This window comes from Glutamicibacter sp. St.4D3, assembly GCF_059728615.1.
Genome location: NZ_AP039380.1, coordinates 3,187,534 through 3,201,902 on the forward strand (window position 1 = coordinate 3,187,534; position 14,369 = coordinate 3,201,902).

Consider the following 14,369-nt stretch of genomic DNA (forward strand, 5'->3'; position numbering starts at 1 on the left):
AAAATCAACGTTCCGGGGCCTTTGAGGTGAACATCAGGTGAAGTGAAAACCACCGAGTTGAACAGTGGGGAAACTTGTCCACACAAGTGCCATTTTGGCTTGAACCACGGTCGGACGACGGGCAATGATCGATGCCGTGAACAACGAATTTGAAGCGGAAAACACCACTGGAACCCACAGCGACGTCCTGGTCGTCGGCGCCGGCATCATCGGCCTGGCCCACGCGGCCCGGGCGCTGGACCGGGGCCTGACGGTCACCGTCATCGACCGCGACCACCGCGCGGTGGGGGCCTCGGTGCGCAACTTCGGCCACTGCTGCATCACCGCCCAGTCCGGTGAACTCTACGACCTGGCCCAGGGCGGGCGCGAGCTGTGGCTGCACTACGCCGAGCAGGCCGGCTTCTGGGCCGCGGAAACCGGCGCCGTGGTCGTGGCCCGCACCCAGACCGAACTGGATGTGCTCACCGAACTGGCTGCGGTGCGCGAGCCGGGTCAGATCGTGCTGCTGAACCCGGACCAGCTGGCCCAGCGGCTCGGCCGGCAGGACGTCTCGGGCCTGGTCGGCGGGGCGTGGCTGCGCGATGACCTGCGCGTGGATCCGCGCACCACCGTCGCCCGGCTGGCCGCCTGGGTGGACGAGCAGCCGGCCGGGCGGGTGCGCTGGAACACCAGCGCCCTGCAGGTCCAGGCCGGCACCACCCGCCGCGCCGCCGTGCGCACCTCCCGCGGCACCTACGAGGCCGATGAGGTGTTCATCTGCGTGGGCCACGACGTGGACTACCTCTTCCCCCGGCTGGCCGAAACCCACCGGATCCAGCGCTGCGCGCTGCAGATGGCCCGGGTCAAGGCGCCCGGCCAGCTGGAGCTGACCCCGGCGGTGCTCACCGCCAGCTCGATGCTGCGCTACCACGCGTTCACCGAGGTCCCCTCGGCCGCGCGGCTGCGCGAGGAACTGGGCGCCAGCCACCCGCAGCTGCTGGAGATCGACGCGAACCTGATGTTCACCCAGCGCCCGGACGGGAGCGTGCTGATGGGCGACTCGCACAGCTACGCCGCCACGCAGGACCCGTTCCTGGCCGAAACCACCTCCCAGACCCTGCTGGAGGCCGGCGGCCAGGTGCTGGGCACCGAGGCGCTGCAGGTGGTCGAACGCTGGCAGGGCGTCTACGCCTCCAGCGAGCTCGGACCGCTGCTGGTCGCCCCGATCCGCGAGGGCGTGCAGGTGGTCTCGGTGACCGCCGGGGTGGGCATGACCGTGTGCTTCGGGCTGGCCGAACGCAACACCGCCCACCTTCCCGTGCGTGAGCTCGCCACCCGCTAACCCCGCTGCCGCCGCCTGCGGCGCCGTCCCCACTCATCATCCACTGTTCCTCCCCGCTCCAACCGGAGCCCACCGCAAAGGACACACCGCTCATGAAGCACACTCGCCCACTGACCCTGCTGGCCACCGCCGGCGCCCTGCTCGCCCTGACCGCCTGCGGTTCGGCCACCGCAGACACCGGGGCCAACCCCGAGGCCCCGGCCTTCTGCGCCGACGGGCCGATCAAGTTCGGCATCGAACCCTTCGAGGACCCGGCCAAGCTGGAGCCGGCCTACGGGGTGCTGGCCGATGCGCTGGAACGCGAACTGGGCTGCGAGGTTGAGGTCCAGGTGGTGGAGGACTACTCCGCCGAGGTGCTGGCCATGCGCAACGGGAAGCTGGACCTGGGCCAGTTCGGCCCGGTCGGCTTCGTGTTCGCCAGCCAGCAGGCCGGCGCCGAACCGCTGGTCTCCTTCGGCACCGCGGACGGCAAGCTGAGCTCCTACACCGCCGGGATCTGGGTGCCCAAGGATTCGCAGATCAAGACCGTGCAGGACCTGCGCGGCAAGGACCTGGCCCTGGGCGGGGTGGGCTCCACCTCCGGGGACGTGCTGCCGCGCTACGCGCTGAAGACCGCCGGGGTCCCCGAGTCCGAGCTGAACCTGAACTACGCCGGCGGGCACCCAGAGGCGCTGCTGGCGCTGACCAACGGCACGGTGGACGCCGCGCAGATCAATTCGCAGGCCATGGCCACCGCCATCGAGGAGGGCACCTTCAACCCGCAGGACTACCGCCAGGTGTGGAAGTCGGACCCGATCCCGAACGACCCGATCACCATCCGCCCGGACGCGGACCCGCAGCTGAAGAGCGCGGTGAAGCAGGCGCTGGTGAACCTGCCGGCCGATGACATCGCCGAGGTCGGCAAGTTCCTGGACGTCACCCCGCCCGGCCCGCTGCTGGAAGTCAGCAAGGAAACCTACCAGCCCCTGTTCGACCTGGCTCAGAAGATGGGCCTGACCGAGGAAGACGCGTAATGCTCAAGCACAGCACACCGGCACCGGCCCGGGATGACCGGCACGAAACCGCCGCACTGAACGTGAACGCACTGGCCAAGTCCTACAACGGGCGCACCGTGCTGGACGGGGTGGACTTCAGCGTGCACCGCGGGGAACTGGTCGCGTTCCTGGGCGCGAACGGTTCGGGCAAGTCCACCACCCTGAAATGCGTGGCCGGGCTGGCCGAACCGGATGCCGGGCAGATCGAACTGAACGGGGTGTCCCTGGCCGGGCTGCACGGCAAGGCGCTGGCCACCGCCCGCAGCCAGGCGGCCATGGTGTTCCAGAAGATCCACCTGGTCCCGCGGCGCACCGCCCTGGACAACGTCTGCGCCGGGGCGCTGGCCCGCCTGGGCGGGGCCGCCTCCCTCTCCCCGCTGTTCTTCTCCCGCGCGGTGCGCCAGGAGGCGATGGACTGCCTGGAGCGGGTGGGGATGGCCGAGCGCGCCCTGGAGAAGGTGGGCCGGCTTTCGGGCGGGCAGCAGCAGCGGGTCGCCGTGGCCCGGGCACTGTGCCAGCGCGCCAGCGTGCTGCTGGCCGATGAGCCGGTCTCCGCCCTGGACCCGAACGCCGCCGAACACATCATGGCGCTGCTGGCCGAGCTGGCCCACGAGCAGAACCTGGCCGTGGCCGCGGTGCTGCACCAGCCGGACCTGGCGGTGCGCCACGCCGACCGGGCGATCGGCCTGCTGGGCGGGCGGATCGTCTTCGACGGCCCCACCCACCTGGTCACCAGCAGCGTCCAGGAACAGCTCTACTCCCCCGAAAGGACCGCGGCATGAGCCTGCAAACCCGCCCACCCATGACCGAGGTGGACCTGAAGACCGCCACCGGGGACGCCCCGTCCCCGCGCAGCCGCCCGGTGCCCCAGGACCCGTTCCGGCACCGCAAGCGGGCCATGTGGGCCCTGGCGGCGCTGATCATCCTGGCCCTGCACGGACTGGCCCTGGCCGGCACCGGCTTCGAGCCGGTGCTGCTGGTGGAGGGCTGGGAGGGCATGGCCCGCTTCGTCTCCGACGCGTTCCCGCCCTCCCTGGACTGGGAGAAGGTCATCGCCCCGGGACTGAAGGCCACGCTGGTCACGCTGTGGATCGGCCTGCTCGGGACCACGCTGTCCATCCCCAGCGCCCTGCTGCTGGCGGTGCTGGCCGCCCGCACCACCACCCCGCACCCGCTGGCCTACCAGTGCTCCCGCGCCATCCTGTCCTTCTTCCGCGCCGTGCCCGACATCGTGTTCGCCCTGATTTTCGTCACCGCCGTGGGCCTGGGCCCGTTCGCCGGCGTGCTGGCGCTGATCTGCCACAACACCGGGGTGATGGGCAAGCTGTGGGCCGAGTCCATGGAGGAGACCGACCAGGGCCCGCAGCAGGCGCTGTCCACCACCGGCGCCTCGCGGCTGCAGCAGATCAGCCACGGCGCGCTGCCGCTGGTGATCCCGCAGTTCGTGGGACTGCTGCTCTACCGCTTCGACGTGAACGTGCGCTCCTCGCTGGTCCTGGGACTGGTGGGGGCCGGGGGCATCGGGCTGCTGATCAACCAGTCCATCAAGTCCTTCCAGTTCGATGCGATGCTCACCCACATCATCATCGTGCTGGTGCTGATCATCGTGGTCGACCAGGCCTCGGGCTTCATCCGCAAGAAGCTGAGCCAGTAACCGGCACCACCACACCGCAAGGCAAGGGGGCCCGCGCAACCGCGCGGGCCCCCTTGCCCGTGTTAGGCGCCGCCACCGCGCGGGCTGCCGGCTTTCAAGCAGAGGCCCTGACGCTATAGCATGACTGGGGCGTGGGCTGCACCACAACCTGCAGTCCAACGCTGCGCGCCGCGATCATCACGACCGAAGGATCCCCATGAAGATACTGAAATCGATCCCCCTGCTGGGCTGGATCATCATCGCCATCATCCTTGGCGTGGTGACCGGACCGATCATGCCCGAATGGCTGGGTGGGCTGTTTCTGACCTACAACTCGATCTTCTCCGGGTTCCTGGGCTTCATTGTTCCGCTGATCATCCTGGGCCTGGTCATGCCGGCCATCGCCGAGCTGGGCAAGGGGGCCGGCAAATGGCTGGGCATCACCGCGATGATCGCCTACGGTTCGACCGTCATTGCCGGGCTGCTGGCCTACTTCGTCAGCCGCTGGCTGTTCACCCCGGCGCTTTCCGGCGGCGGGCTGGAGGAGTTCGGGGAGGAGTCCGGTTCCGGGTTCACCCCCTTCATCACCGTGGTCGCCAGCGCCGGCGACTCGGCCACCGAGATCGTCCTGCCCCCGGTCATCGACGTGATGAGCGCACTGGTGCTCGCGTTCGTCATCGGCGTGGGCCTGACCGCCTTCCACTCCAAGGTGCTCTTCCGCGGGGCGGTCGAGTTCCGCACCATCATTGAGTCCGTCATCCGGCGCATCATCGTCCCGGCGCTGCCGCTGTTCATCTTCGGCATCTTCATGGACCTGTCGGCCAGCGGGTCGGCGGTCACCGTGATCACCAAGTTCCTGCTGGTCGCCCTGGTCTCCTTCGGGCTGACCCTGGTCATCCTGATCCTGCAGTACACCATCGCCGGCTCGGTCGCCGGACGCAACCCGTTCAAGGCGCTGTGGAACATGCGCGACGCCTACTTCACCGCCCTGGGCACCTCCTCCTCGGCCGCCACCATCCCGGTGACCCTGGATTCGACGAAGAAGAACGGCGTGAACGATTCCGTGGCCGGGTTCGTGGTGCCGCTGTGCGCCACCATCCACCTGTCCGGTTCGATGATCAAGATCACCTGCTTCTCCATTGCGGTGCTGCTGCTGACCGGCGGGAACGTCTCCTTCGGCGCCTACCTGCCCTTCATCCTGATGCTCGGCGTCATGATGATCGCCGCCCCGGGCGTCCCGGGCGGGGCGATCGCCGCGGCCGCCGGCCTGCTGGCCCAGATGCTCGGCTTCGGCGAGGTCGAGGTCGGCCTGATGTTCGCCGCCTACATCGCCCTGGACAGTTTCGGCACCGCCACCAACGTCACCGGTGACGGCGCGATCGCGATGATCATGAACAAGCTGACCCGCGGCAACCTGGGCGCGCAGCCGCAGGACCTGGCCGACACCGAGGTCGAGGCGCTGCCGGGCACCGCCGCGCACTCGCACACCCGGCCCGAGTAGCCGCCGCCTTCGGGCCCGGTCCGCAAACACACCCCAGGCCATGGCGCTGCAACCCGCAGCACCATGGCCTGGGCCGTATTCAAGGGCTAGCGCCGGGTGGCCCCGTAGTGGCTGGCCGTGGCCGGCACCAGGGCCTGGGCGGCCTCCTTGTCGTTGTACTTCTTGTTGGAGTTGTTCACCGCCAGGTACCAGGAGGCACCCACGATCAGGTGCATCAGCGCCAACGCGATCCCGCTGAGCACATCTTCGGCAAAGAGGATCGGGACGATGATGGACACCACCGCGACCGCCACGCCCAGCCACTGCGCAATGCGGCAGAAGCGGGGTGCGGCGCGGCCGATGACGAAGGTCAACAGCCCCAGGATCAGGATCGGCGGGGCGGTGAACCGCAGGATATGGATGAAGTCCAGGTTCTGGAACAGTCCGCCCGAGAACCTCATGGACGCGCCAGCGGCCTCGCTGACGAAAAACACGAACCCGCACAACACTGCCGCACCAAACGCGGCGATGATGACCTGGGCGAAATTGAACGGCATCCTGTATCTGACAGGCATAGCGTAGGCGCTCATGACTGATCATCTCCTCGATCACTCGAATCGCTTGAGCCCTGTCAATTCACTGTACGCCGCATCACACCGCAAGAGAACAGGTGCGGGCTGCCCGGGTGGGAACCCCCTGTCCAAAGCCGGCGGGATCTACTTCGATGCGCCAATCGCCCAGACCCGCGGCAGCTGCGTCCCGTTGACCGCCAAGTCTCCAATCAGCCGGGCCTTGAACACCCACGGATTGTGGTTCCCGGCGGTCCGCGCATTGCGCCAGTGCCGGTCAAGGTTCTTCGAAACACTGGTCGCCGAGGCCGCCAGCGCGTCAAAGGCGTGGGTGATCGCGTTCAGCGTCAGGGGCGTGAGGGTCACCTGCGCCTGCGCGGAGGCCAGCTCGGCGGCGTCATTGGCCGCCAGGTCCTCGGCCTGGGTAACCGTGCCCGCGTGCAGCCCCACCGCCGTGTCATGGGCCTCCTGCAGGGCCCGGGAGACCCGCTGCACCGCGGCGGTGGCCACATAGGCGGCGGAGGAAACCTCACCGATCACCTGCAGCAGCTGCGGATCCTGGCTGGCAAGGTTCGCGGCCGCATGACTGAAGGTGCGTTTGCGCTGCTTCAGTTCGGCGGCAAAGTCGCGTTCAGCCGCGCGGGCGCTGCCGGCCAGCACCACCAGCAGCACCTGCTGGTAGAAGGCCGTCTGGTAGCGGAACCTGGTGTCGAAGTCGATCAGGTCCTCCTCGTGGACCACCGCGTCGGTGAAGGTCGAGGTCCCGGTGCCGGTGGTGCGCTGGCCAAAGCCGTCCCAGTCATCGGCCAGGGCGATCCCCGCCTGATCCGCCCGCACCGCGGCGATGACGCGTTGGCCCGTGTCGGTGCGCTCGGCGTAGGTGTCCAGCCAGTCCGCGAAGATCGAACCGGTCGAATAGTACTTGGTGCCGTTGATGCGAAAACCCCCGTGGCCGTCCGGAGTGACCTTGGTGATCACGTCCCCGACCGTCACTGCGCCAACCTCCGTCCAGCAGTTGCCCACCAGCTCGCCCCCGGCAAAGCGGCGCAGCCATTGGTCACGCCCCGGCCCGGGGGCGGCCACCAGCCGGTCCTCGACGAACGCGAAGTGGGTGCGCAGCGCCTGGGCGATGTTGGAATCGGCGGCCGCCAGGTCGGTGAGCAGTTCGAACAGCTCGCCCAGATCCGCTCCGGCGCCGCCGTGGCTCTCGGGCACGCGCACCGCCCCGAACCCGGCGTCGGCCAGTTGCCTGATCTCGGCGAAGGGCAGCTGGCCGGTGCGGTCGCGTTCGACCGCCCCGGCGGCAATGGACTCGAAGATTGGCGCGAAGCGGGCTCGCAGGCGCTGCAGGCGGTTGGCACTTTGGCGCGCGGCACCCGGAGCGTCAGCTGAAGCGGTGCTGTGGGTGGTTGCCACTGTGGTCATGGTGTTTTCCTTTGGGTCTGTCGGTGGGGAAGCTGCTGTGCAAGGTAGGCGGGGCGGGCGCTGGCGGCCACGCCGCCTAGGTGTACAGCGAAATCGGCTGCGGTTCACCGTGCAGGAAGTACTGGCCGACCTCGATCTTCTTGTAGTCCACCGGGTCGTGCAGCGTGTGGGTGCGCACATTGCGCCAGTACAGATCCAGGCCCACATCGTTCTTCGTGGAGGAGGAACCGGTCACCTCGTAGATGCGGTGGGCGGTTTCCAGGCCCACCTCGGTGGACACCACCTTCACCTCGGCGATCGCCACGGCAAGTTCGGCCCGCTCATCGGCACTGACCTCCCCGGCGAGCGCAATCAGGGCGTCGTAGCGGCGTGCGAGCTTCTCGGTGAGCGCCTCGGCCGCCGCGGTGCGGGCCTTCAGTTCGCCGATGATGCGCTGGAACACCACGTCCCGTGAGTAGGTCTGCACCCCGGAGAGGAACCAGGCGTTCTGCCGCTCCAGCAGGATGCGCCGCCCCTGGGCCAGTGCCCCCTGGGCAATGCCCACGTAGAAGTGCGCGAAGGCCAGCTGCAGGCCGGGGATGAGCAGGGTGGCGACCGGTTCCTCGGTCACCTCACCGAGGATGTCCTGCGCGGTGACACGCACATTCTTGTAGTGCACGGTGTTCGAGGCGCTCAGCCGCTGGCCCAGATGGTCCCAGTCGTCGACGAGTTCCAGGCCCTGCCGGGTGGTTTCCAGCACGAAGGCCAGCGCCTTTGAGGCCAGCGGGCCGTCCTCGACCACCGCGTTGACGATGATGACCTCCCCGACCCCGGAGCCGGTGGAGAACCGTTTGGTTCCGTTCAGCAGGTAGCCGCCCTGCCCGTCGGAGCGCAGGGTCAATGAGGGGTCCACCGGGTTCATCGAGTCGCCCCACAGCCAGCCGCCCTCCACGGTGCGCCGCCACCAGTCGGCCTGCTTCTCGGGCGGGGCGTAGAACGCGATCCCCGTCTGGTTGAAGTAGTGGTAGGCCAACAGCTGGGCGATCGAGCCGTCGGCGGTGGCCAGGATGCGCACCACCGCGAAGGCCGTCTCAAAGTGGGCTCCGGAGCCCCCGTACTGGGCGGGCACCAGCAGGTTCAGCAGCCCTGCGCTGCGCAGCAGCTGGACTTCCTGGACCGGCTGCTGGTTGGCGCGGTCGCGGGCCAGTGCGTCCCTGGCCAACGTGTCGGCCACCTGGCTCGCCACGGCGGATCAGTGGGAGAGTTCGGCGGTGTCGGCCTGCCCGGCAAACGGGGTGCGGGGCAGCCGGCTAGTGGTGGCGGTGGTGGTCATTGTTTTCCTCCCGTAGAGACGTTGCTCCGAAGGATGCCGAGCGCGGAATGTGGCGCTGCGGTTCCATCGAACCTGGCGGAAGCACTATTCACGGTCGTGAACTTGCTGCGGCGTCGTTGAGCCAGGTCTCTCGGCCGCTCTGGATGGTGAGCTTCGATTGCACCACCGGTCGCCGGGGCCCGGCCAGTGGTGCCGTCACCGCCGGACTCACAACGTCATGTCACGTCGCACTGGACGTCCGCCGGCCCGAACATGACGTGCTTGGCGGCCCGGATGACGAACAAAAGACGGGTTGTGAACCGGCTGTTTCCCGGGGCTTGCCGCGCAGACCGGAGCGCTGCTACCGTTCGGGGCTTTCCTCCCGCCCCCATGGTCCGCCATCCGCAGCTTCAAAGTCCCTTGGACGGGTTGGGTGCTGGTGCGTGCGTGGCTACGGTCAGGGCATCGACATGTGGCGGCCCGAGCAACCCAATCCTTCAGGAGGGATCATGACCTCGACATGGCAGCGCACCAGCGCGCCGATCAACACCGATGACTTTGAATCCGATGGACGCTACGACGTGGTGGTCGTGGGGGCCGGGCTGACCGGGCTGACCACGGCGGTGCTGCTCAGCCGGGCGCGGCTGCAGGTGGCGGTGATCGAGGCGCAGACGGTGGGCGCCGGAACCACCGGGCACAGCACCGCCAAGCTGAGCCTGCTGCAGGGCGGCACGCTGCAGCAGATCCGCCGCCGCCAGTCGATTCCGGCGCTGCGGGCCTATGTGGAGGCGAACCGGGAGGGGCAGTCTTGGCTGCTGCGCTATCTGGAGGAGAACTCGGTGCAGGTGGAGCACCAGGACGCGTACACCTTCGCACTGCGCCGCGCATCACTGCCCCGGCTGCGAGCCGAGGCGGCGGCCAGCGGTGAGGCCGGGGTGATGGTGGAGGAACTGCCCGGTGGCCAGGTGTCGCTGCCGTTCGAGGTGGCCGGGGCGCTGCGCCTGCCCGAACAGGCGCAGCTGGATCCGATGCGGGTGCTGGGCCTGCTGGCCGAGGAACTGCGCAGCCGCGGCGGGAAGATCTTTGAGCACACCCGGATGCTCAAGGCCGGGCAGGGGGCGCCGATCCGGGTGCAGACCCCCACCGGGAACCTGTACGCGGATCAGTTGGTGCTGGCCACCGGCACCCCGGTGCTGGACCGTGGCGGGCACTTCGCCCGGCTGGAGCCGAACCGCTCCTACGCCCTGGCCTACCGGGTGCGGGACGGGGCACAGGCCCCCGAGGGCATGTTCCTGGCCATCGACTCGGCCGGGTACTCCATCCGCACCGCCCGGGACATGACCGGCCCGCTGCTGCTGGTCGGTGGCCACGGCCACCGGGTGGGCCGCGGGGACCCGGCCGCGGCGGAACGCGAGCTGGACCGGTGGGCGCGCGACCAGCTGCCGGTCACCGAACGCACCGACAGCTGGTCCGCGCAGGACTACCGGGCGGCCGGGGCGCTGCCGATCGTGGGCACCATGCCCGGCAGCGGCGGGCAGATCCATGTGGCCACCGGGTTCAACAAGTGGGGCATGACCAATGCGGTGGCCGCCGCCCTGCGCCTGTCCTCCGACATCCTGGGCGGGAACCTGCCCTGGGCCCGGCAGCTAAGCTCCGGCAACCGGTCCCCCGGCGCGTGGCTGGACGCGGTCAGCATGAACGCCACCGTGGCCCGGCTGCTGCTCACCGACTGGGCGCGCATGCTTGCGGCCCCCACCAACCCGCAGCAGACCCGGGACCGCCCCGGCGTGCACCGCCAGGGGCGCCAGGTGGTGGCCGAGAACCCGCAGGACCCGGATGCCTGCCGGCTTTCCGGGGTCTGCACCCACCTGGGCGGGATCCTGCAGTGGAATGCCGCGCAGAACACCTGGGACTGCCCGCTGCACGGGTCGCGGTTCAGCGCCCAGGGCCGGCGGCTGGAGGGTCCGGCCACCCGTGACCTGAAACGGCTGTAGCGCCCGCCCCCGCCGGTGCGCTACCCGGCGCCGACCGGGGCGCCGGCGGGGGAAGCCTGCGGCTCCAGGCCGCGCAGCCGCTTCATCTGCGGGTCGTAGACGGGGTCCTGGGTGATCGTGGCGTTGATCCGCCGGCCGAAGTACTCCACCTGCACCTGCTGCCCGAACGTGAGCTCGGCCGGCAGCCAGGCCAGCGCGATGGGCCGTCCCACGGTGTGCGCGAACCCGGCACTGGTGACATAGCCGACCGCGCGCCCCTGATGGAACACCGGCTCCTTGCCCAGCACCAGATCCCCGGCGTTCTCGATCAGCAGGCAGCGCAGGCTGCGGGTGGGCGGTGCCTCGCGCAGCCGCTGCACCGCGGCCTTGCCCACGAAGTCCTGCTCCTTCTTGGCGCTGACCGCGAATCCGAGCCCGGCCTCAAACGGGTTGTGCTCGGTGCTCATGTCCACGCCCCAGGAGCGATAGCCCTTTTCCAGGCGCAGGGAGGCGAAAGCGGCCCGCCCGGCGGCGATGATGCCGTGCCTCTGCCCGGCCTGCCACAGCACCTCCCACAGGCGCTGGCCGTTCTCCGCGCTGGTGTAGATCTCCCAGCCCAGCTCCCCCACATAGGACAGGCGCAGCGCGGTGACCGGCACCCCGCCCAGGTGGGCGGCGCGGGCCCGGAAGTAGCGCAGCCCCTCATTGGAGAAGTCATCGTCGCTGACCAGCTCGATGACCTCCCGGGCCAGCGGACCCCACAACCCGATGCAGCAGGTGCCGCCGGTGATGTCCCGCACCTGCACCCAGCCGCCGGGCACCAGGGCCTCGTTCTGCCGGCGGGCCTCCACCTGAAAGTAGGCGGTGTCAATGTTCCCGTTGATCCCCACCTGGAAGGTGTGCTGTCCCAACCGGGCGACGGTGATGTCGCTGCGGATCCCGCCGGCCTCATCCAGCAGCAGTGTGTAGGTCACCGCCCCGACGCTCTTGGCCATGTTCCCGGTGCTCAGCCGCTGCAGCAGGGCCAGTGCCCCGGGCCCGGAAACCTCCAGGCGCTTGAGTGGGGTCATGTCGTACATGGCCACCGCGGTGCGGGTCTTGTACGCCTCCACCGCCGCCAGCGGGGAATGGTGCAGCGCGGACCAGGTGTCCCGGATCGGCGGGCGCCAGTCCCAGGGCAGCTCATCGAGGTGGCGGGCGTTGGACTCGTACCAGTAGGGGCGTTCCCACCCGCCGCCTTCCATGAAGTGGGCGCCCAGTTCCCGCTGCCGGGCGTGGAACGGGCTGACCCGCAGGTTGCGGGCGCCCAGCCGGGGCTCCAGGGGGTGGCGCACATCGTAGATTTCCACGAAGTTCTGCTGGGCGGTCTGCCGAACGAAGCTGGGCGCCAGTTCGACCTCCTCGAAGCGGTTGACGTCGCAGTCGGACAGGTCGGTGCCGCTGCGCCCGGTGCTCAACAGCTCGGCCACCGCCTTGGCGATCCCGGCCGAATGGGTGACCCACACGGCCTCGGCCAGGTAGAAGCCCTCCACCTGCGGGCACTGGCCGACCAGTGAGCCGCCGTCGGGGGTGAAGGAGAAGATCCCGTTGAAGCCGCTGGCGATCTCCGCCTCGGCCAGCTCCGGCAGCAGCGTCTTGGAGGCCTGCCAGGCCGGCAGGAAGTCCTCGACGGTGAACTGCAGGCTGGAGGGCATGTTCTCCGGGGTGTGGTCCTGCGGGTCCATCCGGGGCAGGTCCTCGATCAGCGCGGGCATCGGGCGGTGCGCGTAGGAGCCGATCCCGTAGCGGTCCCCGTGCTCGCGGAAGTACAGGTCCTGATCCTGGTAGCGCAGGATGGGCAGGCTGGCGCCGTTCGGTTCGCTGTTGCGCCCCCGCAGGCCCTTGACGCTGGTGGTCTTCACGTACTGGTGGGCCAGCGGCAGCAGCGGCACCCGCACCCCCACCATGGCCCCGACCTTCGCGCCCCAGAAGCCCGCGCAGCACACCACGATGTCCGCGGCCAGGAACTCCTCGCCCACCCACACCCCGGTGACCCGGTTCTCCTGCTGCCCCACACCGGTGACCTCGGTGCGGTCCCGGTAGACAACCCCGGCGGCGCGGGTGCGTTCGATCAGCTTCTCCACCGCCACCCCGGCCAGGGCCAGCCCGTCGGAGGGGACGTAGAGCCCGCCGTAGACGACCTGTTCATCCAGCAGCGGGTAGCGCCGCTTGCATTGCCCGGCATCCAGCAGCTGGGCCTCCACGCCCCAGGAGGTGGCCCAGCCGTGCTTGCGGTGCAGGTCCCGCCAGCGGGTTTCGGTGGTGGCGACCTCCAGGCCGCCCACCGGGTTGAAGGCCCCCAAATCGGTCAGCTTCTGCACCGTGTAGCTGGCGAATTCGGTCATGGTCTTGGACGGGTTGGTCTGGAACACCAGCCCCGGGGCGTGGGAGGTGGAACCGCCGGGCAGTTCCAATGGCCCCTGTTCGATGACGGTGATGTCCTTCCAGCCGCGCTGGACGAGTTCGTCGGCCAGGTTCGCGCCGACGATGCCGGCGCCGATGATGATGACGCGTGAGGTGGGTGACATGGTCTTTCTCCTACTGCTGGGCTCAAGTCTGGGATGTGCGGGGGGATGCGGGCTAGCGGAAGACGATGGTGCCCGAGCCCTCCAGCAGCACCCGGTGTTCGCAGTGCCACTGCACGGCACGCGAAAGCGCCTGGCATTCGGCGCCCTGCCCGGCCTGGGCCAGCGCGCGGGGATCATGGGAGTGATCCACCCGGATCACCTTCTGCTCGATGATTGGCCCCTCATCCAGGTCGGCGGTGACGTAGTGGGCGGTGGCGCCGATCAGCTTCACGCCGCGGGCGTGGGCCTGATGGTAGGGCCGGGCCCCCTTGAACCCGGGCAGGAACGAATGGTGGATGTTGATCACCCGGCCCTGCAGCCCGGCGGCGAGCTCATCGGAGAAGATCTGCATGTACCGGGCCAGCACCACCAGCTCGATGCGGTGCTCCTGGATCAGCTCCAGCAGCCGGGCCTCGGCCGCGGCGCGGTTGCCGGCGTTCACCGGCAGGTGCAGGTAGGGGATCCCGGCGGCCTCGGCCATGGGGCGCAGGTCCTCATGGTTGGAGACCACCAGCGGGATCTGGGCGTTCAGGGTGCCGGTGCGCCAGCGGAAGATCAGGTCGTTCAGGCAGTGCCCGGACTTGGAGACCATCAGCAGGGTGCGGGTGGGTTTGGAGTCGCGGATCTGGAAGCCCATGTTGAAGCGCTCGGCAACGGGCCGGAACTGCTCGCGCAGCTGTGCGGCGCGCAGCGGGGTGTCGCTGTGGAACGCGGTGCGCAGGTGCACCTTGGCGTTGACGGTGTCGTCAAACTGCTGGTGCTCGCGGATGTTCAGCCCCCGCCCGGCAAGGAACTGGCTGACCGCGTGGATGATTCCCACCCGGTCCCGGCAGCTGGCCGTGAACACGAAGTCGTGGGAGGTTTCTTCCGTCCTGGCGGCGTGGGCGGCGGGGTGGGAAGCAGGCAAATCGATCAGGGACATCGTTTCGCTCCGATGAAATACGGGATTTGTATCCAACTTATATACTAGGGTGTCCTGTAGCCTAGATCACACAAAGTTCAGGGGTCAAGGGTTAATTGGCAACGAACGCGAAAGA

Annotated in this window: 11 protein-coding genes and 1 riboswitch; of the genes, 6 read left to right on the forward strand and 5 right to left on the reverse strand. The window is 69.0% G+C overall.

What is annotated here, in order from left to right:
• The first annotated feature begins 136 nt into the window (after positions 1 to 136).
• The 5 genes from AC6I21_RS14680 to AC6I21_RS14700 all read left to right on the forward strand — a co-directional run bounded on the left by AC6I21_RS14680 (position 137) and on the right by AC6I21_RS14700 (position 5,489).
• Entirely contained in the window at positions 137 to 1,321 is a 1,185-nt protein-coding gene (locus tag AC6I21_RS14680; RefSeq protein ID WP_497762750.1) for a TIGR03364 family FAD-dependent oxidoreductase, read from the forward strand.
• A 92-nt stretch (positions 1,322 to 1,413) separates the two neighbouring features.
• On the forward strand, positions 1,414 to 2,334 hold the full coding sequence (locus AC6I21_RS14685; protein ID WP_497762751.1) for a phosphate/phosphite/phosphonate ABC transporter substrate-binding protein: 921 nt from the start codon (positions 1,414 to 1,416) through the stop codon (positions 2,332 to 2,334).
• A complete protein-coding gene (locus AC6I21_RS14690; protein WP_138176296.1) occupies positions 2,334 to 3,137 on the forward strand; it encodes a phosphonate ABC transporter ATP-binding protein in 804 nt (267 codons plus the stop codon). The genes AC6I21_RS14685 and AC6I21_RS14690 overlap by 1 nt, the downstream gene beginning before the upstream one ends.
• A complete protein-coding gene (gene phnE / locus AC6I21_RS14695) occupies positions 3,134 to 4,009 on the forward strand; it encodes a phosphonate ABC transporter, permease protein PhnE (protein WP_249354469.1) in 876 nt (291 codons plus the stop codon). The genes AC6I21_RS14690 and phnE overlap by 4 nt, the downstream gene beginning before the upstream one ends.
• A gap of 196 nt (positions 4,010 to 4,205) precedes the next feature.
• A complete protein-coding gene (locus AC6I21_RS14700) occupies positions 4,206 to 5,489 on the forward strand; it encodes a dicarboxylate/amino acid:cation symporter (protein ID WP_497762752.1) in 1,284 nt (427 codons plus the stop codon).
• Positions 5,490 to 5,575: 86 nt separating this feature from the next.
• Here AC6I21_RS14700 and AC6I21_RS14705 read toward each other — a convergent pair whose 3' ends face one another.
• The 3 genes from AC6I21_RS14705 to AC6I21_RS14715 all read right to left on the reverse strand — a co-directional run bounded on the left by AC6I21_RS14705 (position 5,576) and on the right by AC6I21_RS14715 (position 8,687).
• Positions 5,576 to 6,058 (reverse strand): DUF6069 family protein, encoded by a 483-nt coding sequence (locus tag AC6I21_RS14705; RefSeq protein ID WP_175419462.1) that lies wholly within the window; start codon positions 6,056 to 6,058, stop codon positions 5,576 to 5,578.
• Positions 6,059 to 6,184: 126 nt separating this feature from the next.
• A complete protein-coding gene (locus AC6I21_RS14710) occupies positions 6,185 to 7,462 on the reverse strand; it encodes an acyl-CoA dehydrogenase family protein (protein ID WP_497762753.1) in 1,278 nt (425 codons plus the stop codon).
• A 76-nt stretch (positions 7,463 to 7,538) separates the two neighbouring features.
• Complete coding sequence (locus AC6I21_RS14715; protein WP_497762754.1) at positions 7,539 to 8,687, reverse strand: acyl-CoA dehydrogenase family protein; 1,149 nt, start codon at positions 8,685 to 8,687, stop codon at positions 7,539 to 7,541.
• A gap of 147 nt (positions 8,688 to 8,834) precedes the next feature.
• Positions 8,835 to 8,924: riboswitch (SAM riboswitch) on the reverse strand.
• Positions 8,925 to 9,262: 338 nt separating this feature from the next.
• On the opposite strand from AC6I21_RS14715, the gene AC6I21_RS14720 reads away from it, so the two are divergent.
• Entirely contained in the window at positions 9,263 to 10,747 is a 1,485-nt protein-coding gene (locus AC6I21_RS14720; RefSeq protein ID WP_497762755.1) for an FAD-dependent oxidoreductase, read from the forward strand.
• Between the two features lie 20 nt (positions 10,748 to 10,767).
• Here AC6I21_RS14720 and AC6I21_RS14725 read toward each other — a convergent pair whose 3' ends face one another.
• Entirely contained in the window at positions 10,768 to 13,293 is a 2,526-nt protein-coding gene (locus AC6I21_RS14725) for a GcvT family protein (protein ID WP_497762756.1), read from the reverse strand.
• A 52-nt stretch (positions 13,294 to 13,345) separates the two neighbouring features.
• Positions 13,346 to 14,254, reverse strand: coding sequence for a formyltetrahydrofolate deformylase (gene purU, locus AC6I21_RS14730; RefSeq protein WP_497762757.1), 909 nt, complete (start codon positions 14,252 to 14,254; stop codon positions 13,346 to 13,348).
• Between the last annotated feature and the right edge of the window lie 115 nt (positions 14,255 to 14,369).